At 61.6% G+C, this 20,896-nt stretch carries 18 protein-coding genes; 8 read left to right on the top strand and 10 right to left on the bottom strand.

Annotated elements, in window-relative coordinates; translation table 11 throughout:
* Positions 1 to 50: 50 nt before the first annotated feature.
* Both AC3I65_RS11100 and AC3I65_RS11095 read right to left on the bottom strand, forming a co-directional pair.
* Positions 51 to 992 carry a p-hydroxyphenylacetate 3-hydroxylase reductase component gene (locus tag AC3I65_RS11100; RefSeq protein ID WP_047229909.1) on the bottom strand — a complete coding sequence of 314 codons (942 nt, stop codon included), beginning with the start codon at positions 990 to 992 and terminating at the stop codon, positions 51 to 53.
* Positions 993 to 1,063: 71 nt separating this feature from the next.
* Positions 1,064 to 2,233, bottom strand: coding sequence for a p-hydroxyphenylacetate 3-hydroxylase oxygenase component (locus AC3I65_RS11095; RefSeq protein ID WP_047229910.1), 1,170 nt, complete (start codon positions 2,231 to 2,233; stop codon positions 1,064 to 1,066).
* A gap of 313 nt (positions 2,234 to 2,546) precedes the next feature.
* Here AC3I65_RS11095 and AC3I65_RS11090 point away from each other — a divergent pair, with 313 nt between their 5' ends.
* The 6 genes from AC3I65_RS11090 (at position 2,547) to AC3I65_RS11065 (ending at position 7,503) form a co-directional block, all read left to right on the top strand.
* Positions 2,547 to 3,845 carry an NAD(P)/FAD-dependent oxidoreductase gene (locus tag AC3I65_RS11090; RefSeq protein WP_047229911.1) on the top strand — a complete coding sequence of 433 codons (1,299 nt, stop codon included), beginning with the start codon at positions 2,547 to 2,549 and terminating at the stop codon, positions 3,843 to 3,845.
* Between the two features lie 108 nt (positions 3,846 to 3,953).
* Entirely contained in the window at positions 3,954 to 4,319 is a 366-nt protein-coding gene (locus AC3I65_RS11085) for a cupin domain-containing protein (protein WP_047229912.1), read from the top strand.
* A gap of 52 nt (positions 4,320 to 4,371) precedes the next feature.
* Complete coding sequence (locus AC3I65_RS11080) at positions 4,372 to 5,031, top strand: helix-turn-helix transcriptional regulator (protein ID WP_107321711.1); 660 nt, start codon at positions 4,372 to 4,374, stop codon at positions 5,029 to 5,031.
* 97 nt (positions 5,032 to 5,128) lie between these two features.
* Positions 5,129 to 5,950, top strand: coding sequence for a molybdenum cofactor biosynthesis F family protein (locus AC3I65_RS11075; protein ID WP_107321710.1), 822 nt, complete (start codon positions 5,129 to 5,131; stop codon positions 5,948 to 5,950).
* Positions 5,943 to 6,743 (top strand): SDR family NAD(P)-dependent oxidoreductase, encoded by an 801-nt coding sequence (locus AC3I65_RS11070; protein WP_281459287.1) that lies wholly within the window; start codon positions 5,943 to 5,945, stop codon positions 6,741 to 6,743. The genes AC3I65_RS11075 and AC3I65_RS11070 overlap by 8 nt, the downstream gene beginning before the upstream one ends.
* Positions 6,736 to 7,503, top strand: a complete 768-nt coding sequence (locus tag AC3I65_RS11065) for an SDR family oxidoreductase (protein WP_281459288.1) — start codon at positions 6,736 to 6,738, stop codon at positions 7,501 to 7,503. Before AC3I65_RS11070 ends, AC3I65_RS11065 begins: the two co-directional genes overlap by 8 nt.
* A gap of 160 nt (positions 7,504 to 7,663) precedes the next feature.
* On the opposite strand, the gene feaR is transcribed toward AC3I65_RS11065, so the two are convergent.
* The 3 genes from feaR to AC3I65_RS11050 form a co-directional block, all read right to left on the bottom strand.
* A complete protein-coding gene (gene feaR / locus AC3I65_RS11060) occupies positions 7,664 to 8,626 on the bottom strand; it encodes a transcriptional regulator FeaR (RefSeq protein ID WP_454864827.1) in 963 nt (320 codons plus the stop codon).
* A 123-nt stretch (positions 8,627 to 8,749) separates the two neighbouring features.
* Positions 8,750 to 9,370 carry a DUF3156 family protein gene (locus AC3I65_RS11055; RefSeq protein WP_076385135.1) on the bottom strand — a complete coding sequence of 207 codons (621 nt, stop codon included), beginning with the start codon at positions 9,368 to 9,370 and terminating at the stop codon, positions 8,750 to 8,752.
* Entirely contained in the window at positions 9,315 to 10,814 is a 1,500-nt protein-coding gene (locus AC3I65_RS11050) for an APC family permease (protein ID WP_139050442.1), read from the bottom strand. Before AC3I65_RS11050 ends, AC3I65_RS11055 begins: the two co-directional genes overlap by 56 nt.
* A gap of 292 nt (positions 10,815 to 11,106) precedes the next feature.
* Here AC3I65_RS11050 and AC3I65_RS11045 point away from each other — a divergent pair, with 292 nt between their 5' ends.
* Positions 11,107 to 12,435 (top strand): alginate export family protein, encoded by a 1,329-nt coding sequence (locus tag AC3I65_RS11045; RefSeq protein ID WP_488524305.1) that lies wholly within the window; start codon positions 11,107 to 11,109, stop codon positions 12,433 to 12,435.
* A gap of 39 nt (positions 12,436 to 12,474) precedes the next feature.
* Here AC3I65_RS11045 and AC3I65_RS11040 read toward each other — a convergent pair whose 3' ends face one another.
* On the bottom strand, positions 12,475 to 13,446 hold the full coding sequence (locus AC3I65_RS11040; protein WP_488523719.1) for a methyl-accepting chemotaxis protein: 972 nt from the start codon (positions 13,444 to 13,446) through the stop codon (positions 12,475 to 12,477).
* A 213-nt stretch (positions 13,447 to 13,659) separates the two neighbouring features.
* Here AC3I65_RS11040 and AC3I65_RS11035 point away from each other — a divergent pair, with 213 nt between their 5' ends.
* Complete coding sequence (locus AC3I65_RS11035) at positions 13,660 to 15,147, top strand: aldehyde dehydrogenase family protein (RefSeq protein WP_047229921.1); 1,488 nt, start codon at positions 13,660 to 13,662, stop codon at positions 15,145 to 15,147.
* A 15-nt stretch (positions 15,148 to 15,162) separates the two neighbouring features.
* On the opposite strand, the gene yghX is transcribed toward AC3I65_RS11035, so the two are convergent.
* The 4 genes from yghX to ercA form a co-directional block, all read right to left on the bottom strand.
* Positions 15,163 to 16,053: a YghX family hydrolase gene (gene yghX, locus AC3I65_RS11030; protein ID WP_107321704.1), complete on the bottom strand. Its 891-nt coding sequence runs from the start codon at positions 16,051 to 16,053 to the stop codon at positions 15,163 to 15,165.
* A 91-nt stretch (positions 16,054 to 16,144) separates the two neighbouring features.
* On the bottom strand, positions 16,145 to 17,788 hold the full coding sequence (gene mqo, locus AC3I65_RS11025; RefSeq protein WP_274090837.1) for a malate dehydrogenase (quinone): 1,644 nt from the start codon (positions 17,786 to 17,788) through the stop codon (positions 16,145 to 16,147).
* A gap of 485 nt (positions 17,789 to 18,273) precedes the next feature.
* Entirely contained in the window at positions 18,274 to 19,644 is a 1,371-nt protein-coding gene (locus AC3I65_RS11020; RefSeq protein ID WP_076385143.1) for an ATP-binding response regulator, read from the bottom strand.
* Complete coding sequence (gene ercA, locus AC3I65_RS11015; RefSeq protein ID WP_173407030.1) at positions 19,628 to 20,791, bottom strand: alcohol dehydrogenase-like regulatory protein ErcA; 1,164 nt, start codon at positions 20,789 to 20,791, stop codon at positions 19,628 to 19,630. The genes AC3I65_RS11020 and ercA overlap by 17 nt, the downstream gene beginning before the upstream one ends.
* Positions 20,792 to 20,896 lie beyond the last annotated feature (105 nt).

The raw sequence follows: 20,896 nt of genomic DNA, 5'->3' as shown, positions 1-20,896 counted from the left end.
TTCTCTCCTCGCCACAAGGCTGAGTGTCGCGCTTGAACCCCTGTAACAACTCAAGCGCCTTTGATGACGCCTTTGAGCACGGCCTTGAAATGCTCCACCTGTTGCTCGCTGAACTGGCCGAATACCTTGTCCTGCTGCTCCTTGGCAATTGCCCAGAGTCCTTCGGTTTCGTCCACGCCCTTGACGGTCAGACGCACTCGCTCGCCCTCATCGGTGACCAGGCCCTTGCGCTTGAGGTTAGCCACGGCCTCTTCGATCTCACGCGCCGGCATCGCCACTTCCCGTTGCAGGTCGCACAGGTTCAGCCCTGCATCGTTTTCCAGCACCATCAACATCCGTGCTTCGCTGGTGCGCAGCCCGGTGGACAGCTGGCGCGGCTGGTAACTGGCCTGATAGGCCCGCAGCGCCTGGGTCATCAGGTAATACAGGTTGTGGCTCAAACGGCCCTGGAAGTGACTGCTGGGGGACTGTCCCTCCTCCCGTTTGGTCATGCGGGTGTGGGGCAAGATCATCGAGTAGGCGCCCTGGTGATAGAGCAACGGTGAGCGGCCGTAATCATCAAACGCCACGACTTTACCGATCATGATCCAGTGATCACCGCCATCGACCTGTTGGAATTTTTCACAGTGAAAACGCGCCGAGCAATCGACAAACACCGGAGCACCTCCCTCCCCGGCCTCGAACTGGATCTCGGCGAACCGATCCTCCTTGGGCCGAGCGAAGTTGTTCGACAGGTCGATCTGATCGGCGGCCAGCACGTTCACCGCAAAATGGCTGGCGGCCTCGAACACACCGTGACTGCTGGAGCGCTTGTCGATGCTCCAGAGAATCAGCGGCGGATCCAGGGACACCGAGTTGAAACTGTTGGCCGTCACACCGACCTTGCGACCATCTTCGGCGGCCGCGGTGACCACGGTCACGCCAGTGGCAAAGTTACCCAGGGCCCGGCGAAACGCACGGGTGTCGAAAGCGCTATCGCACACATCAGACATACAAGACTCCCGGCCGCCTCAGTCGACGGCCTCAATTGTTTTTATATGAGCCAGGCTCAGCGAGCAGGCGGTCAAACCATGGTGGGGTCGGGCTCCAGGCCCATCAGTTCACGGCCCAGAATCTGCGCGCAGACGTCGTAGTCGGTGTAGGCGTGAGCACCGGTCAAATGGGCATCGCGGAACAGTCGTTGCAGTTCATTGGTCTCGAACCAGGCGCCACCCCCGGCTGCTTCCATCAGGCGATCCACTGCCTGAATGCACATTTTGGTGGCGTACCCCTGGTTGGTCCGCCAAAACGCCAGGGTTTCGCGGCTGGGGTATTGGTGGCGCTCACTGTGCTCGGCATGCTCTTGCCAGGTTTTCTCCAGAAACGCCCGGGCTGCCGCCACCTGATGAGTGGACTCGGCCAGGCGCATCAGCGCTGGAGTGGCGGCGCCGACCGCCGCGCCGGTGTAGGCGCGCACGCGGGTTCGGGTTTTCTCGCGAAAAACCTCTAGCATGCGTTCCGCCACACCCAGGCTCACGGTGGAGAAACCGCTGGCGAAATACGGGCGATACGGCGAGTAGAAAATCTTGCTGTCGGGGTACAGGCCAAACCCGGCGGATTTGCCTTCCATCATGTCCTTGGCTTTCTGAATCCGGTGTTCCGGCACAAACGCGTTGTCGATGATCAAGGTCTTGCTGCCACTGCCGCGCATGCCTACCGCGTACCAGTCATCGCGGATTTCATAATCGCTGCGAGGCAGCACCGCGAAGCAATAGTCCTGGGTTCCTTCGGCATTTTTGCGGCGAAATCCCACGATCGCCCACTCGGCATGGTCACAGCCGCTGCTCCAGCCCATTTCGCCGCTGAACATCACACCGCCCTCGACCTCCTCGGTGCGACCGAAAGGTGCAATGCTGCTACTGGCAGTCGCATCGGGATCGTCACCCCAGACTTCTTCCTGGGTTTTGGCCGGGAACATTGCCAATTGATGGCTGTGGGTGCACAACAGGCTCATGGCCCAGGCGGTGCTGGCGCAGGAGCCGGCCAGCAACGCGATGCAGTCGGCGAACTGCGGTAGCGATATTTCCATGCCGCCGTACTTTTTCGGCTGGAAAGCCCGGTGCATGCCGATACCTTTGAGCAAGGCTATATTTTCGACAGGAACGCTACGGTCCTTCTCTGCCTGGAAGGCATTGGCGGCAATGACCGGCAGGATAGGCTTGAGGTCTTCGAGCAACGGATTTGGCTTTTTCATGGACGGGCTCTTTTATTATTGGCATCTGCCGATCCCGCCTTTGCCCGGCAACCCGGTGCTGCAGAAATGGCGGAATCAGTGATTAAGGCCCGTTCAGTATGGGTAATCCGGGGCAACTGAAAAATGCACCTTCCAGACCCAAGATTGTACTTTCCACGGTGCGACCTTCACTGCCATGGCGCGCTCGATCAAATCCGCCGGCACGGATGATCAAGACAGGCGCCAGCACCAGGGCTCTTAATAGGGCCATCGCGTGCAGTGTCTTGCGAAGGCGCTTGTCACGGCGTTTCTTTTCACTTTGTCAGGTTGCGTCATGATCAATATCGAAACGCCCACCTATTACACCGCCACCAAGAAATACAACCTCAGTTTCCCAACCCTGGAACAGGACGTGGAAGCCGACGTCGTGGTGATTGGCGGCGGTTTCTCCGGCATCAATACCGCGCTGGAACTCGCTGAAAAAGGCATTACCAATATCGTGGTGCTGGAGGCGCGTTACCTGGGGTTCGGCGGCACCGGGCGCAATGGCGGGCAGATCATGGCCGGCATCGGCCATGACCTGGAAAAAATCAAGAAGGATGTGGGAGAAGACGGGCTGCGGCAGGTCTTCGAGATCAGCGATCTGGGCGCGGACATCATCAAGGACCGCATCGCCAAGTACGACATCGATGCCGACTTCTGCCATGGCTACGGCTACATGGGCTTCAACGCTCGCCAGGAAAAAACCCTGCGGGCCTGGGAAAAAGACTTCAAGTCGATCAACAGCAAGCATGAGATCCGCTTTCTCGGCGGTTCCGACGTGCAGCAAATCATCGGGTCCAAGGCCTACAGCAGTGCATTGCTGCACATGGGCGGCGGGCACGTGCATTCGCTGAACCTGTTGCTGGGCGAAGCCAAGGCACTGGTCAGCCACGGCGTGCGGATTTTCGAGAACAGTCCGGCCCTGGAAGTCAGCTACGGCGAGCGCATCACCGTGCGCACCGGGCGTGGCTCGGTCAAGGCCAGCAAGCTGTTGTGGGCCTGCGACAGCTTCCTCAACAAACTGGAGCCGGAGCTGCATCGCTCGACCATCAATACCTATGCCTTCCAGATGATGACCGAGCCATTGTCGGAGGAGCTGATCCAGCGCATCAGCCCGATTCGCGGCGCCTACAGCGATATTCGCCCGGTGATCGACTACTACCGCGTCACCAATGAAAACCGCCTGCTGTTCGGTGCGGCGACGCCGTTGATAGAACACATCCCCCAGGACCTCAAGGCCTGGAATCGGCGCCTGATGCTGAAGATTTTCCCGTACCTCAAGGACGTGAAGATCGACCTGGCCTGGGGCGGCCCGATGGCGTGCAGCCCGAACCTGTTTCCGCAGATCGGCACCCTGCCCGGCCGCAGCAATGCGTTTTTCGTCCAGGGCTATTCAGGCTTTGGCGTCACCCCCAGCCACATCATCTGCAAGGTGCTGGCCGAAGGCATGAGCGAAGGCTCGGCGCGCTACGACCTGGTCAGCTCCGTCAGGCGTCCGACCATCATCGGCAAGGACGCCATCCGTCCACTGCTGCTGACCGCCGGCAAGTCCTGGCACCAGCTGTCGGGTTACTGGAATGGCCGTCGCTGATGGCCATGATGCCAGTCAGTTAGGCGCTCCCACAGATCCCAGCGCCTTCACGGACCGGTACTAGACATACATACCCGCTGTTTTTTTCACTCATCAGGAGTCACTGCCATGCCCCTTATCAACCTCAAGAAAGACATCCAGCTGTCCGACCTGGACGCCTGGGGCACCGTCGCCGATCTCGGTTCGCAGATTCTCGAAGGCGAAGTCAAAGCCTTCGGCAAAATGACCTTCGGCGCCCCCACCGATGCGGTCAGCAGCGCCTACTTCGGCACGACCAAGGGCAAGTTCCGAATGGTTTATCCGTTCGCCGAACAGGCCACCGTGGTCACTGGCGAAGTGGTGCTGACCGATGAAGCCAGCGGTCAGAGCACCCGCTACAAGGCCGGCGACAGCTGGTTCGTGACCAAAGGTACGCCGGTATTGTGGGAAGTGGTCAGCGAAAGTTTTGTCAAACACTACTTCGCGGTAGTCTGACCGGACCCGGCTGCCGGATTCACCGGCAGCCCTCTTGGCGAAGGTTGCGAGCATGTACGTCATCCCCTCCCAGGACATCGCCGGCCATTGCCTGCACGCGTTCACCCAGCTCGTTCCCGCCAGTCGAGCGGCCTTCTATTGCGTCGACCGACAGTTGCAAGCCCATGACTTCAGCCTGCATGGCATGAGCGGCGAGATGCATCGCGACTATCTGGACAATTATCGCCAGTTCGATCCGTTGCAGCCGCGCAACTACGTTTCCAGCGACCTGGCCGTGGTGCCTCTTGGGCTGGCCATGGCCCGCCAGCCAATCCGTGACAGCCATCGCTACCGCCATTTTTTACAGCGCTACGACGTGGTGGATGTGGTGGAAGTCTTCGCCCATTGGGGCAGTCGGCCTCAAGCGGCTATTTCCTTGTTGCGCACCGCCGAGCAAGGCGTCTTCACCAGCGAGCAACTGACGCAGCTCGCAGCGCTGCAAGCGTTACTGCAACTGGCCGTCGCCAACCTGCCGCCGCAGGACGACTCGCTCAGTAGCCTGACCCCCAAGGAACGCCAGATAGCGTTGCTGCTGCGCCAGGGCGTCAGTAACAAAGAGTTGGCCCGAGAGCTGGACGTCGGCCTGCCCACGGTCAAGACGCATCTGATCAACCTGTTTCGCAAGACCGGCGTGAGCAATCGAACCGAGCTGGTCAGCAGCCTGTTCCTCTAAGCCATTGCCTGTGCCGGTTCAACCATTCGGTTGATGGGCCAGCCCCGCGCAAGGCGCCATGATCCGGGTGGCTATCTCATCCAACCGGAGTCTTGCAATGACCACACCTACAGACTGGATCACCGTCGGCGCCCTGGCCGACGGCTTTGCCCCTGAAGCGTTCATCCTGCCGAACCTGGCCGACCTGAACGGTAAGACCTTCACCCTGAATTTCGCCAATGGCTGGCAGATCGAACACCGCTTCGAACAGCAAACCCTGTCATGGAACGCAGCCGATGGTCATTCCAGCGGCACCGCGCCTTATCGGGCCACGTCGGTGCGGCCAGGCCTCTACCTGGTGGATTTCGTCAAGCACGAAGGCGCACAAGCCTGGTCGGTCAGCCTGGTACTTGATACCGCTCACGCGGCGTTCACCGCAGTGATCGGCAGCATGCCCGGGCAAGAACAAACTCGCGAAGGTCTGTACAGCCGCGCGCTGGCCGGCCAGCCACTGACGGGCGTGAAAGTGGAGTTCCTTCACGGCAGTCTCGACCGCCCCTGGCAGCAGGGCCTGTGCCCACATGCACCGACCACCGAACTGGTGGGCCTGCGCAACCTGTATCGCTACAGCCCCAGCGAAGTCTACGAACACATCTATCTCAACGACCGGTTCTATTCCTGGCAGTGCCTCAAGGGTGTCGAACAGGGCCTGTGCGATACCGACCGGTGTGACACCTACAAGATCGCCGATCAGTTGTACCTGTTCGTCTGGCGGGAAAAGATCATCCCGACCCTGGGCCTGGTGCTGATCGACATGCAGCAGCACCGCAGCGACGGCAAGATTTTCGGTTATGCCGGCGCGTCTTTCGATGAGTTTTCCAATTTCCCCGTCAGTTCCTACTGCCAGGTTCTCAACCGGACGGAATATCCCGATGCCTGAATTGCGCACCATCGTGATCACGGGCGCGGGCACTGGCATCGGTGCCGCCTGCGCCCGGTTGTATGCCGCTGAGGGCGCCAACCTGGTGCTGATCGGCCGACGCCGCGAACCTCTGGCGCAACTGGCCGAGGAAATAGGCGGCCTGGTGCTGGTGGGCGATGCCGCGTGCCCGACGACCTGGGACGGCTTCGTCGCACAGATCCGCGAGCGTTATGGCCGGCTCGATGTGCTGCTGGCCTGCGCTGGCGGCATGGGCCTGGGCAGCGCCACCCAGACCAGCCCGCAGACCTGGGAAGCGGCCATGCGCAGCAATCTCGACAGCGCCTTCTACAGCGCCCGGGCGTGCCTGCCGCTGCTGCAGGAAAGCGCTGGCAACATTGTCCTGATCGCATCCATCGCGTCGTTGGCGGCAGGCCCGCAAGTCTGCGGCTATACCACCGCCAAGCACGCGCTGCTGGGGCTGAACCGCTCCCTGGCGCGCGATTACGGCCCGCGCGGGGTGCGGGTCAACGCCGTCTGCCCGGGCTGGGTGCGCACGCCGATGGCTGATGAGGAAATGCAGGTCTTGATGCAGTTTCACGGCGAAACGCTGCAGCAGGCCTACGACAGGGTCTGCGCGGACGTGCCATTGCGCAGGCCCGCCAGCGCGCAGGAAATTGCCCATGTCTGTCGCTTCCTGGCCTCGGATCAAGCCTCGATCATCACTGGCGCGGCATTGGTGGCCGACGGTGGCTCCAGCATCGTAGACGTACCAACCCTGGCCTTCAGCCGGATGGAGGCCACCGATGCCTGATGACCTGGATTTCAGCGCAAAAACGGTGCTGGTCACGGGCGGTGCCCAGGGTATAGGCCGGGCCATCGTCGAAGCCTTCGCCTGGCGTAGGGGCCGTGTGGTGATCGCTGACCTGGACCTGGCACAGGCCGAGGTGGTGGCGAGCGAGTTGACCGCTGCAGGTTGTCAGGTACAGGCCGTGGGCGTGGACCTGGCCGATGCAACGGCGATCAGTACGCTGATGGCTGATCTGGAGCAGCGTCTGGGGAGGCTGGATGTTCTGGTGCACAACGCCGGGTACTTTCCCCTGACACCCTTTGCCGGGATCACACCGCCGATGCTTGAGCGCACGCTGGCAGTCAACCTTTCGGCGCTGTTCTGGCTGACTCAGGGAGCATTGCCGATGTTCCGTCGGCAGGGCCAGGGCTGCGTGCTGGTGACCTCCTCGGTCACCGGCCCGCGGGTGGCTTATCCAGGGCTCAGTCACTATGCGGCGTCCAAGGCCGGAGTCAACGGGTTCATCCGCAATGCGGCACTGGAACTGGCGAGTGAGCATATCCGGGTCAACGGCGTCGAACCCGGGATGATCGCGACACCGGCCATGGCGAACCTGGGGGATGATGCGGTCAATCAAGACATCGCCCGTCGGGTACCGCTGGGACGCCTGGGCACCCCGTCCGACATCGCCGGCGCCATGCTCTTTCTGGCATCGGACCTGGCCGCGTATGTGACCGGACAAACCCTGGTGGTGGACGGCGGCTCGACCTTGCCCGAGGTTTGAGCGTGTGGGAGCGGTGCGTCGGCTGGCGATGATGTCGACGCAGCCGTCATCACCGGCAGCCCTGCTCCCACAGCCCCATCCTCCCCCCATCCACTGTGGGAGCGAGCCTGCTCGCGATAGCCGTGGGTCAGCTTGAGCCGACCCTGAATGCGCCCACCACTCAAACCACCCCCTGTACCTGTTGCAGATGGCTGGCACGAAATTCCTTGGGCGATAGCTCGAACTGTTTCTTGAACGAACGGCTGAAATGGGCCGAATCGGTGAAGCCCCATTTGTAGGCGATCGAAGTGATGGATTCGTCCCGCAGGAACGGATTGGTCAGGTCATCGGCGCTGCGCTTGAGCCGGGCCCGCTGGATGTAGCGGCAGACGCTGTCATCCTGTTCTTCGAATAAACGGTACAGATGTCGCACCGAAATGTTCAGACGGTTGGCCAGGCCCACCGGGCTCAAGCCGGGCTGGGTCAGGGACTCGTCGATGACTTTCTGCACATAACTGCGCAAGTGATTGCCTTGCAACGCAACGCCGTCATCCTCCGATCCGGTGCCCTGTTCCAGGGCCGAACCGAGCAGCGAAACAAACGCATTCTGCAAGGCTTCACCTTCTCCTGTGGCGCCCTCACCGTCGGGAGTGTCCTTGCACAGCTGATCCATCAAGACGTGCAACATGCGCCCACAAGCCTTGCGCGAGGAGATCTTGCCGAAGGTCCGGGTTTCCCCGCCCAGTTTCCTGGACACATCCTGGCGGGACAGAGACAACACCGCGTGTTCAATCAGGCCGAACGGGCTGATCTCGAGCGAGCCCACCGAATCCATCAATAGCAGTTCGCCGGGCGCCAGCTGGATGCTCAGGCCGTTCTGAGTAATGCGCGAGTATCCACTGCGCTGACTGACCAGGAAGCAATCCTGGTCGTCATCGTGGTCGGAATTGGGCGAGTGACGCTTGATACAGCCAGCGTTGGTACGCAAGTTGGCGAGGGAAAGACCGCCACGGAAGAAATTCGACACCTCACCGATAAACAGCGCGCGATTAAAGGCCAGTTCCGTCTCGAAATGGCCGCAAGTCGCGCGCAGATCCCGGTTCCAGGTCTCCAGCCCGTCTTGCCCAACCTGATGCATGCTCATGGCGCTCTCCGCAGTGGCTTATTGTTTTTGTACGGCAATAGTTAACATGTTATCTATATGCGCGCAACAAGTACCTGATCGCCAGAGCAGTAGCACAATTGATGCCAGGGCAAAGCCCACAAATCAGAGTGTTCCCAGTACCCTTTGCAAGCCGCTCAAGACCGCCCACAAGGCAATCCGTTGCTCGCGGCTCAAAGCAATGTAGCGCCGAAAGGCCGGCATCCGATTCACCACCTCACTGCCGCCCATGTGCTCCAGCCGCACGCACCACTGGTGGTCTTGCAGATCGATGCGCAGGCGTTTGAAGTCCAGCGGCATGAGGGCTTGGTACAGCGCCGGATCGCCCTCTATCGCCGTCTTCAAACGAGCCGACAGCTGATTGTCCCCTTCCTTGAGCCGACAACGAATACCCTGGCGACGCACGGCCCCGCCATGGTGCAGTTCCACGCGTGCCGTGCCCTCTCTCGACGCAGGCACGCGCAGCACGAACTCGGTCATCACCAGGTGCATCAACAACTGCGACTCGGTGCGCTCGACGATCTCCACCTGCAAGCAACCATCATCGGTGACGGCCATCGCCGTCACCGGGCCGGACATCTCGAATCGCGCCAGCCCGAGGTTGCGCCGCAAGTGTTCCAGCGTCACCCCGGGACGATAACCGACCGGGGCGCGGTGGGCACTGAACAGCTCAGACAGTCTTCGCAGCACGTTCGTCAAACTCGCTGACAGGTTGCCCTGGCTCATGGGAAAACTCCTTGGCCAGCACGTCTTCCACCGACGCGGGCTTGAATGGATTGACCTTCTGCACCACCAGGGTCCAGAACAAGGCGTAGGCCGCAGTGCCACCGAGCATCACCGCGAATGGAACGTAAATGTCTGCCGGATTCATGCCTGGTGGAGTGATGAACCACATGCCGATGACGATGCCGACACTGGACAGGATCTGAGGCAGCGGGAAAAACGGTGAGCGATAGGCCCGAGGCAGATCCGGACGACGGATCCGCAGGCTGATCACCGACACGGTCACCAACAGGTAGGCAAAACTCCAGGCACACACTGCAGCCAGCACCAGGTGCATGATGTTGTCGGTATTGCCGCCGAGCCACAGCGCGTGCAGACAGGGAATCAGCATCGCCACAAGGATGCACAGCACGGGGGTCTTGAAACGAGGGTGCAGATAGGTGAAAAACCGCGGCAGCGCACCATCCACCGCCATGCCATACAGAATCCGCGGCACACCGGCCATCAGGGTGTTGATGGTCGCCGCTCCGGCAAACAGGAAGCCGATCCCCAGCCACATCGGGCCGATATCGCCCATGACCTGCTCGGCGAATCGCGGAATCGCCATGGGCGTGTCCAGCAAGTGCACGCCGCTGGTGGCATCGAGCAGCACGTTTTCGACCTGGCGCTTCATCGCCGCGCCATAAATGAACATGCACGTGGCAACGCCGAACAACCCCAGCATCATGGCCCGCGGCATGGTCGTGGCCGAGCGCCGCAGGTCCGGCGCCAGTGGCGTGACGAACTCGCAACCGACAAACATGAACATGGCCATGCCCACCAGCGACAGCACCGTCACCAGATCGGTGCCCACCACGGATGCGCCAAACCACCCCTCCAGCTCCACCGCCGGAGCGGCGATCAAGCCCAATACGCCGAACACCATCAGGGTCGTCCACATGCCGAACGTGAGGATGATCTCGGCCCGGCCGAAGGCGCTGACACCAAACGCGTTCAGCACGCCGAAGACCACGACGAACCCCACGCCCAACAGCCAGGAGCCACCCGCCGATTCGGCCAGGGTGTTGAGGTGCTCGAAATTCACCAGGGCCATGACCCCGGCCAGGATCGTTTCCGCAGTCCCGGCGAACACATGGACAATCAGGTAGGCCGACAGCGTACCGGTGATTGCAAAAAAGCGTCCCATGCCACAGTTGATGTAGTCGTAGACCGAGCCGGTGGTGGGCAGGATCGAGGCGGCTTCGGCGAAGGTGGTCGCCTGGGCCAGCATCATGACCACGGCGATCAACATCGCCACGGCAAAGGCGCTGCCGCCAATACCGAAGCCCATGGTGGCGGTGAGAATCACCGGGCTTGCCATGATCAGGCCAATGGTGCTGGCCAACGCGGTGGGAAAGCCCACCGTACCCCGGTTCAAGTGCTCGGTGAGCCTGTCATTGATCGACATCGTGAAGATCCTCGAAAGCGGATTTTTAGTATGGATGCCACTGCCGTCCAGGAGCCGGCGCTCAAGCCTTCCCCAGCCAGTCCCTGATCGAAACGGCGTCGCGTGCAGGATCACTGTGCGCCGCCCTCGGCCCGAGCGTCTTGCCCGTGTCTGCCGCCGGTTTTGTTGCTGCCTGCCAGCGCTCGCGCCTTGGCGGGCTGGATCAATTATCTGGCAGGCAGGTAAAAGACTTCCCTGCCCCGGTCTCCCCTTAATGGGCGCTCTGATGTCCTATCACACTGGGGAAAACACCATGGAGCACACCCGCAATACACCTTTGCTGCGCAACGCCATCGGCCTTGGAATCGCCCTGCTGGTGGCTGATTCGTCGGCCCAGGCCTATGAGCTTTACACCGACGACGACACCACGGTTACCGGCAACTTCCTGGCGGTCTACGGGATGTTCAATAGTCGCAAGAACTATGACGGCACCCGCGGCGGCTCAAGTTGGCGTGAGGGTTTTATCAAGTATGGCCTGAGTATCGACCAGACACTCGGCGCCATGGGCAGCGTCTACGGGACGGCCAATCTGGTCAGCTCCGGCACCTGGGGCGACGGCGATGCCGCGGGCCTGAGCGACGGATCCGAACGCACCACCAAGTTCGATGAAGCGTTTGCCGGCTGGCGTTCAGGGGATCTGTTCCCGGCGCTGGGCAAGGACGGCGTCGACCTGTCCTACGGTCGCCAGGTCATTACCCTCGGCGATGGCTTCATCATCAATGACGACGGTCTGAATCTGGGCAAAGGCGTGGCCGACGGTGAGTTCAACCGCGGCGGCGCCTATTACCTGGCGGCCCGTCATGCCTTCGACAAGACCGCCGTGCTGCGCCTGGGCGGCCAGGAAGGCGTACACGGCAGCCTGATGTGGATCAAGTCCGACAACCGCGCCCAGGCCAATACCGAAATGGCCGCCGGTACCCTGCAATACAGCGCAGCACCAGGCACACTGGGGCTGACCTACATCCATGGCATCGACGTCGATGATCGCTACGCCAGCGAGTTCCAGAAGCAGCGCGAAGGCATGGACATCTACAGCCTGCGGGGCGCGGGGAATGCCGGCATCGACAATGCCCACTTTGCCTTCGAATATGCCTGGCAGGACAAGGACGCGGGCCCGGAGAAAGCCTGGTACACCGAAGCCGGCTACACCTTCGCTGAGCTGCCCTGGACCCCGGACCTGACCTATCGCTACAGCCGCTACTCCAAGGACTGGGACTCGATGTTCAACGGCACGAGTCGCGGCTATGGCACCTGGTTCCAGGGCGAAGTCACCGGCAACTATTCCGGGCCGTTCAACAGCAACACCGCTGTCCAGCACCTGGGGCTCAAGCTCAAGCCAACAGAGGCAGTGACTATCGGCGCGCTATTCTTCGACTACAAGACCCTGCACACCCGCGACGCGCTGAATCTCGATGGACGGGAGCTGGACCTGTATGTGGAATGGGCCGTGAACGAACACCTGATCGTCACGCCACTGGTGGGTCTGTACAAGCCGGAAAAGGACGCGAGCAACGGCGGCAATCAAGTGAATGGCAACGGCACCAATGTCTACAGCCAACTGGTGGTAGCGGTTCCATTCTGAAGCAACCGGGAGCTGCCCCGAAGGCAGCTCCCGGGCGGATTATTGTTTGTGCTGATGCAACATGGTCTGGATCTGATGGGTCGCCTGACGAGTGCTTTCTGCCAGTTTGCGCACCTCATCGGCCACCACGGAAAAACCGCGCCCGACCTCGCCCGCCCTGGCCGCTTCAATGGCGGCGTTCAAGGCCAGCAGATTGGTCTGCTCGGCGATGCCCTTGATCACCCCCACCACGGTGGCAATCTGGGCGTAGGTCACTTGGTTCTGCTCCAGCATGCGCTGGTGGGTAGATTGGGCCGAGCGTTCATCGCTGATATCGCGCACCGCACCGATGACCCGAACCAGGCGTGCGTGCGAATCCCGTAACGCCCGACCACGCTCGCGACACCAGATGTAATCCCGGCTCTTATGGCGCATCCGGTACTCGAATACGTACTCGCCGCTGCCCTGGGAGCCAAGGATTTCCCGCTCGAAAATCGCCATGATCTTTGGCAGGTCGTCAGGGTGGGTGATGCTGACCTGGGCATCCCAGCCATCGGGTAACTCATCGGCGGTGTAGCCCAGCAGCGAGCGGAACTGACCGGAAAAACGCATGGCGCTGGCGGGGTGCTGCAGATCGCCATTGGCCACCGTGATGTCCCAGCAGCCTTCGGTCAGGGTCGATTGCAGCAGCTCCCAGATGTGCGCTTGCTGCTGGAGTTGCTGCAACTGCTGGCGGTGTTCATCCAGGCGTGCTTCAAGCCGATGCTCGCGCTCCAGGGCCTGTTCCAACTGCTGGCGAGTCACCTCAAGTTCATGCTCACGTTGCCGGCCTCGCGCGCTCTGCTCGCTCACCTGTGCCTGGGCATTGTGCAGGTCTTCGCTTGCCTGCGTCATCTGCCGTGCGTGTTGCTCAAGACAGTCCCGCAGTGACGGATACACCTCCAGCATCGGGGCGTCGCCGCCCTCTCCGGCCAATGCGCGTTGTATTTGCGCGATCAACGCCAGCTTCTGTTTGTTGGTCTGGAGAAACATCGCCCGCCCCTTTGCCCGTCAGTCGAAACACTGATCTGAACGCAAACCGGTCGCGCTGGCTTGTACATGGCTGCAATGGCTTTTGCTCCTGGCTGCCAGCCCCTCCCGGAAACTGGCAGCCACAGACATACCCCGCGGCAGGCACAGTCAAGCCGCATCGGCCCCCAGGGATTAACCTCCAGACTTTCCCTTGCCCGCGATCAGGAAACCCTCATGAGCGATATTGCCCTGCTACCTCAGGTCGAAGCTTTTCTCGCCCGACACCACGCGCTGTTCATCGACGGTCGTTATGTCCAAAGCCAAAGCGCGCAGACGCTGGACGTCGTCAACCCCGCCACCGGCCAGGTCATCGCACAGGTCAGCGAAGCCTCGCCAGGCGATATCGATGCGGCGGTGGAGTCGGCGCGGCGCGGATTCAAACAGTGGTCTGCGGCGGCACCGGCCGTGCGCGGTCACGTGCTGCTCAAGCTGGCGGACCTACTGGAGCGCCATCGCGAAGAACTGGCGCAGATCGAAACCTGCCAGTCGGGCAAGATCATCCAGATATCCCGCGCTTTCGAGGTCGACCAGGCCGCGCATTTTTTGCGTTATTACGCCGGCTGGGCCACCAAGATCAGCGGCCAGACCATCACCCCGTCGCTGCCCTCCTTCGCCGGTGAACGCTACACCGCGTTCACGCTGCGCGAACCGGTGGGCGTGGTGGTCGGCATCGTGCCGTGGAACTTCTCCACCATGATTGCCATCTGGAAACTCGCCTCGGCACTGGTGACCGGCTGCAGCATCATCATCAAACCCAGCGAGTTCACGCCGCTGACCATCCTGCGCATCGCCGAACTGGCCATGGACGCGGGCCTGCCACCGGGTGCCCTCAACGTGGTGACCGGCGGTGGTCAAGTAGGCAAAGGGTTGATCGAGCACCCTGGCACAAACAAGGTTTCGTTCACCGGTTCCGTGCCAACCGGCCTCGCCGTCGGCCAGAGCGCCATGGGCGCCGGGCTGACCCGTGCCACACTGGAACTGGGCGGCAAGAATGCGGCGGGTTTTCTGCCGGACGTGGCGGCGGACGTGGCGGTCAACGGCATCATCGAAGCGGGTTTTCTGCACTCAGGGCAAATCTGCGCGGCGGCCGAGCGGTTCTTTGTCCATCGTTCGCAGCTTGAACCGATCATGGACAAACTGGCCCAGCGCCTGAGCAAACTCAATATCGGCTCGCCCCTGGACGAAGCCACCGAGTTCGGCCCGGTCACCAACCGCCAGCATCAGCGCAAACTCGGCGAGTTCTTTGCCAAAGCCCGGGCACAAGACAACACCATCATTCACGGCGGCAAGTTGATCGACGGACCGGGCTGTTATGTCGAGCCGACCATCATCCTTGCCAACAGTCGCAGCGATACCTTGCTTCACGAAGAGACCTTCGGCCCGATCGCCACGTTCTTGCCTTACGACAGTGAAGAAGAACTGCTGGAGCTGATGAACGACACGCCGTTCGGCCTGAGTGCCAGCCTCTGGACCAATGACCTGGGCAAGGCCCTGCGCATGGTGCCCGCCATCGAAGCCGGCACCGTATGGGTGAACATGCACACCCTGCTCGACCCGGCCGTGCCCTTTGGCGGCAGCAAGTCTTCGGGGATGGGCCGGGAGTTCGGCAGCGCCTTCATCGACGACTACACGGAACTCAAGTCCGTGATGATTCGCTACTGAGCCGCGACGTGGCGCTCACCCCAGGTAACGCTTGAACCATTCAAGGGTGCGCCCCCACGCCAGTTCGGCAGCCGCTTCGTCATAGCGCGGGGTCGAGTCGTTGTGGAAGCCATGGTTGACGCCCGGATAGATATAGGCCTGATAGGTCTTCTTCCCGGCCTTGAGCGCTGCTTCATAGGCCGGCCAGCCTTCGTTGATGCGGGTGTCGAGTTCGGCGTAGTGGATCAGCAACGGTGCTTTGATTCGCGGCACGTCCTCAGGTTTGGGCCCGCGCCCGTAGAATGGCACCGCCGCGCCGAGCTCGGGATACGCCACGGCGGCGGCATTGGCCACCCCGCCGCCGTAGCAGAAACCGGTGATGCCGACTTTCTTGCCGCCAATGGCGTCGTGTTTCATCAGAAACTCAACAGCAGCGAAAAAATCGTTCATCAGCTTCTCGGGATCAACCTGCTGCTGAAGCTCGCGCCCCTTGTCATCGTTACCCGGATACCCGCCCACCGAGGTCAGGCCGTCCGGCGCCAGCGCCACGAAACCGGCCTTGGCCACACGCCGGGCGACGTCCTCGATATAGGGGTTCAAGCCACGGTTCTCATGGGCGACCACCACACCGGGCACCGGGCCGCTAGCCTTGGCTGGCCGGACCAGATAGCCGCGCACCTGACCGTGACCGTTGGGAGAGGGATAAGTGATGTACTGCGCCACGATATCCGGGTCGGTGAAGTTCACCTGCATCGCTTGGGCATAGTTGGGGCTCAACGACGCCAGCAGTGCGCCGGCCGTCAGCCCGCCCACCGCAAACTGACTGGCCCGCTCCAGGAAGATCCGTCGGGATATCTGGCCGTGGGCGTAAAAATCGTAAAGCTCGAGCAGTTCGGGGGCAAAGTCCTTGGCGGTCAGGCGAGTCATGGTTTGATCCTCTTCGGGGATCGAAAAATCATAGACGAAAAAAAACGCCGCTCGATGAGCGGCGTTTTTTATTCACCAGACAACGTCCGGTTTACAGCGCCATGTCGGCCGCCGGGTTGCTTTGCGGGGCAGCGGCCGGCGCAGTCGGTGCAGGCGCGGTGCGCTGCTGGCCGATCGTCGGTGGCGTGTCCAGTTGCAGGACTTCGCTGGTGTAAGCCCACTCCTGAGCCACACGCTCAGGGCTTTCGTTGAGCTTAGTGCCGTAGCTTGGCACGATCTGATGCAGTTTTTCCTGCCAGGCCGGGGTGGCGACCTTGTCCTTGAAGACCTTCTCAAGCACCGTCAGCATGATCGGCGCAGCAGTCGAGGCACCTGGCGAAGCACCCAGCAGAGCGGCGATGCTGCCGTCCTGGGAGGCGACCACTTCAGTACCCAGTTTCAGGACGCCGCCCTTCTCTTCATCACGCTTGATGATCTGCACGCGCTGGCCGGCCTGCCACAGGCGCCAGTCTTGTTGCTTGGCGTCCGGGAAGTATTCCTTCAGGGCGTTGAAGCGATCTTCGTCCGACTGCATCAACTGGCCGGCCAGGTATTCAACCAGCGGGTACTGTTCGATACCCACCTTGGTCATCGGCCACACGTTGTGGGTGGTGGTGCTGGTCAGCAGGTCAAAGTACGAACCGTTCTTCAGGAACTTGGTGGAGAAAGTGGCGAACGGGCCAAACAGAATCACACGCTTGCCGTCGAGCACGCGGGTGTCCAGGTGCGGAACCGACATCGGCGGTGCGCCAACCGAAGCCTTGCCGTAGGCCTTGGCCAGGTGCATCTGGGCGACGGTCGGGTTCTCGGTCACCAGGAACGAGCCGCCTACCGGGAAGCCGGCGTATTCACGGGCTTCGGGGATGTCGGCTTCCTGCAGCAGGTGCAAGGCACCGCCGCCAGCGCCGATGAACACGAACTTGGCGTCGGTCTCGGTTTCGCTACCGTCCTTCAGGTTCTTGTACGCAACGCGCCAGGTGCCGTCTTCGTTGCGGGTGATGTCCTGCACTTCGCTGGACAGCTTGAGGGAGAAGTTCGGTTTGGTTTGCAGGTGAGCAGCAAACTGACGGGTGATTTCGCCGAAATTCACGTCGGTGCCCAAGGGACTCCAGGTGGCCGCGACTTTCTGGCTCGGATCACGCCCTTGCATCATCAGCGGTACCCACTTGTTGATCTGCTCGCGATCTTCGGAGTACTGCATGCCGGCGAACAACGGGCTGGCCTGAAGGGCTTCGTAGCGCTTCTTCAGGAACGCGATGTTGTCCTCGCCCCAGACAAAGCTCATGTGCGGGGTGGAGTTGATGAACGAGCGCGGGTTCTTCAGCACGCCGTTCTTGACCTGCCAGGCCCAGAACTGACGGGAAACCTGGAACGCTTCGTTGATCTCGATGGCCTTGGCGATTTCGACCTTGCCATTCTTGTCTTCGGGCGTGTAGTTCAGCTCGGCCAGCGCGGAGTGGCCGGTACCGGCGTTGTTCCAGCCGTTGGAACTCTCTTGGGCAACACCGTCCAGGCGCTCGACCATTTCCATGGTCCAGTCCGGTTCCAGCTCATTGAGCCAAACGCCGAGTGTCGAGCTCATGATGCCGCCACCAATGAGCAGGACATCCACTTTTTTTGCTTCGGCGGCGTGCGTGGTCGCAAGACCCATCGCCATCGCCAGGCCCAGCAGCGCCGTGTGTGTTTTCTTCAACATGTGTGTATCCCTAGGGTAGAACGCCATTCCGCCCACCAGTCCTGCAAGGATAGACCACGCCATGGCCGGCATACGGCATGACTGGGGTCGAGACGAGACTGGAGGATGGACCTACAGGGGCCGAGAATCATCGGCCTCGCTTTTATGTCTCTCCGGCGCTGACTTCTTGTAGGTCTTGGCTTCAGCTGGGTGAGGGACACTGCAAAACGCTTGTAATCGGGCCAGACATGGCCGCGCCCGATTGTCGCAGCGGGGGGAGTTTACAGAATGAACTAAACAGACCGAAGCCCCTTTTTTCATTCAAGGCATAAACACCGACCAAATGACGGCGTTTTGATGGCGCACTGGCTGAAAAATGTGGGAGCGAGCCTGCTCGCGATGGCCGTGGCGCATTAGACAGTGATGCAAGCTGACCCAGTGCTATCGCGAGCAGGCTCGCTCCCACAAGGGATTGTTGGTGAAATCTGGCGTCACCTCTCCACCCGCTACCCGAGCAACTGACTCAACACCGCCCGCAATTTGCCGGGCTTGACCGGTTTGTTGAGCAGTGGCGCATTGAGTTTGCGCAAGGCGCGGCGGCACTGGTCGCTGCGATCGGCGGTGATGATCACCGCCGGGATCGTCTGTTGGAAATGCTCGCGCAAGTGCTTGACCACTTCGCACCCGACGACGCCATGATCCAGGTGGAAATCCGCTAGGATCAGTTCCGGCGCGCGGCCTTGCAGCACGTCAAAGGCACCCGCCTCGTCCGTGGCGGTCAACACGTCACACCCCCACTGCCCCAGCAGCGCGGCCATGCTTTGCAAAATGCTCAGCTCATTGTCGATGACCAGCAGACGGCGGCCAGGCAGCGGGTTACCGGCGACGGCCTGGGCGGGCATCTGGGCCATGGGCAGCAGTCTTTCAGCAGACAACGGCACCTCGATGCTGAATACCGAACCGCGCCCCGGGCGGGAACGTACCTGGACCCGATAACCGAGAATGTGGGCGATACGCTCGACAATCGCCAAACCCAGGCCGACACCCTTGCGATCGGCAGCGCGACCTACGTCCAGCTGGTTGAACTCCAGGAAGATCGACTCCAGGCAGTCGGCAGCAATACCGCGCCCCGTGTCCCAGACCTCCAGGCTCAACCGCTCGCCCCGACGCCGCGCGGCCAACAGGATGCCGCCCTGAGCGGTGTAGCGACAGGCATTGCTGAGCAGGTTGCGCAAGATCCGGGTCATCAGCCGCAGGTCGGTCATCACTGTTTCGTCGCCGAAACGTACCCGTAGCTCCAAGCCGGCAGCGCCAGCCACCGATTGAAACTCCGAAGCCAGCGGCGCGAGCAACTCATCCAGCCGATACGGCGCCAGGTCCGGCCTGACTGCAGCCTGGTCCAGCCGGGAGATGTCCAGCAGGTCGGTGAGCAGGTCTTCCGCCCCTTCGAGCGCCTGGTGGGTACGCTCCACCAGCACGTGTTCGGAGGTGGGCAGCGAGCGTTCGCGTAATGTGGCGATCAGTAGGCGTGCGGCGTTGAGCGGTTGCAGCAGGTCATGGCTGGCGGCGGCCAGGTATTTGTCCTTGCTGCGGTTGGCCGCCTGCGCAGCGTCCCGGGCGTCGCGCAGTTGTTGTTCGATCAGCTCGCGTTGGGCGATCTGTTGTTGCAGGTTGCGGTTGGCCTCCAGCAGCGCGTCGGTGCGTTCGGCCACCCGCTGTTCCAACTGATCGTTGAGCTGTTGCAGGTGTTGCCGGGCCTGTTCCAGCTCATCGAGGCGCGCGGCCAGTTCCGGATAGTGGCTCTTGCGCGTGGAGTGATTGCCCAATCCCAGCAGCCCGGCCAGGGCTTTTTGCTGTTCGTCAGAGGGCTTCGCCATAGACGACCTCGACATCCCGCTGGCTCGACTCCCGAGGGTTGGTGAGAATGCACGGGTCATGCATCGCATGTTGCGACAGGAACGGAATATCCGAAATGCTCACCCCGTGCAGCCCCAGGGTTTCGTGAAAGCCGATGGTGCGCTTGAGGGCAATCAGGTGTTCCACCAGCCGGGTACGGATCTGCCGGTGATTGAGGCCCCGGCAATCGATACCCAGCGTCTGGGCAATCACCTTGAAACGCTCGGGCGCCGAGTTGTAGTTGAACGCCACCACATGCTCCACCAGCACCGCGTTGCACAAGCCATGGGGCAAATCCAGGAACCCGCCCAGGCTGTGGGACATCGCGTGCACCGCACCGAGAATCGCGTTGGAGAACGCCAGGCCGGCCTGCATGCTGCCCAGCATGATCTTTTCCCGCAGGGCGACATCCGCCGGGTTGGCGATCATCTGCACCAGGTTGCTGTTGATCAGGCGCATGGCCTCCAGCGCATGGGGGTCGGTGAGCGGGCCGTGGCCGGTGGATACAAACGCCTCGATGGCATGCACCAGCGCATCGATGCCGGTGCAGGCGGACAGGAACGGGTCCATGCTCAGGGTCGTTTCCGGGTCGATCAGCGACACGTCCGGCACCGCGGCCTTGCTGACGATGGAAAACTTCATGCGCTCTTGCTGGTTGGAAATGATCACGAACTGCGACACGTCCGCCGAGGTGCCGGCGGTGGTGGGAATCAGGATCAACGGTGGGCTGGGCACGTGCAAGGTGTCCACGCCTTCGAATTCCAGGATATTGCGACCATGGGCAACGACGATGCCGATGCCTTTACCGCAATCCATGGGGCTGCCGCCACCGACCGCGACGATGACATCGCAGTGGTTTTCCCGGTACAGCTCGGCCCCGAGCATGACTTCTTCGACCCGGGGATTGGGCGAGACGGCACTGTAGATGCAGTAATCGATGGCCTGGGCCTGGAGGCTGGCCTCGACGTCGGCGACCCATCCTGCGGCGATCACGCCGGGATCGGTGACGATCAGCACCTTGCGTGCGCCGAACGTCTTGGCGTAATTGCCGACATTGTGCCGGCAACCGGCGCCAAACATGATTTCAGGTGAAACGAACTTGCGCAGCGGGCTGAGACTCTGGCTCATCGGTAAGCCTGTTCTTATTGTTCCGGGAATACCCTGAGCCTAAAGCATCCCACCGTGATTGCAATCAGACCAAATGGGTAGCCCGGCCTGAACATCTCAGGCCGG

It is taken from the genome of Pseudomonas sp. N-1-13 (assembly GCF_057787095.1).
This window is presented reverse-complemented; position numbering and strand designations above follow the sequence as displayed.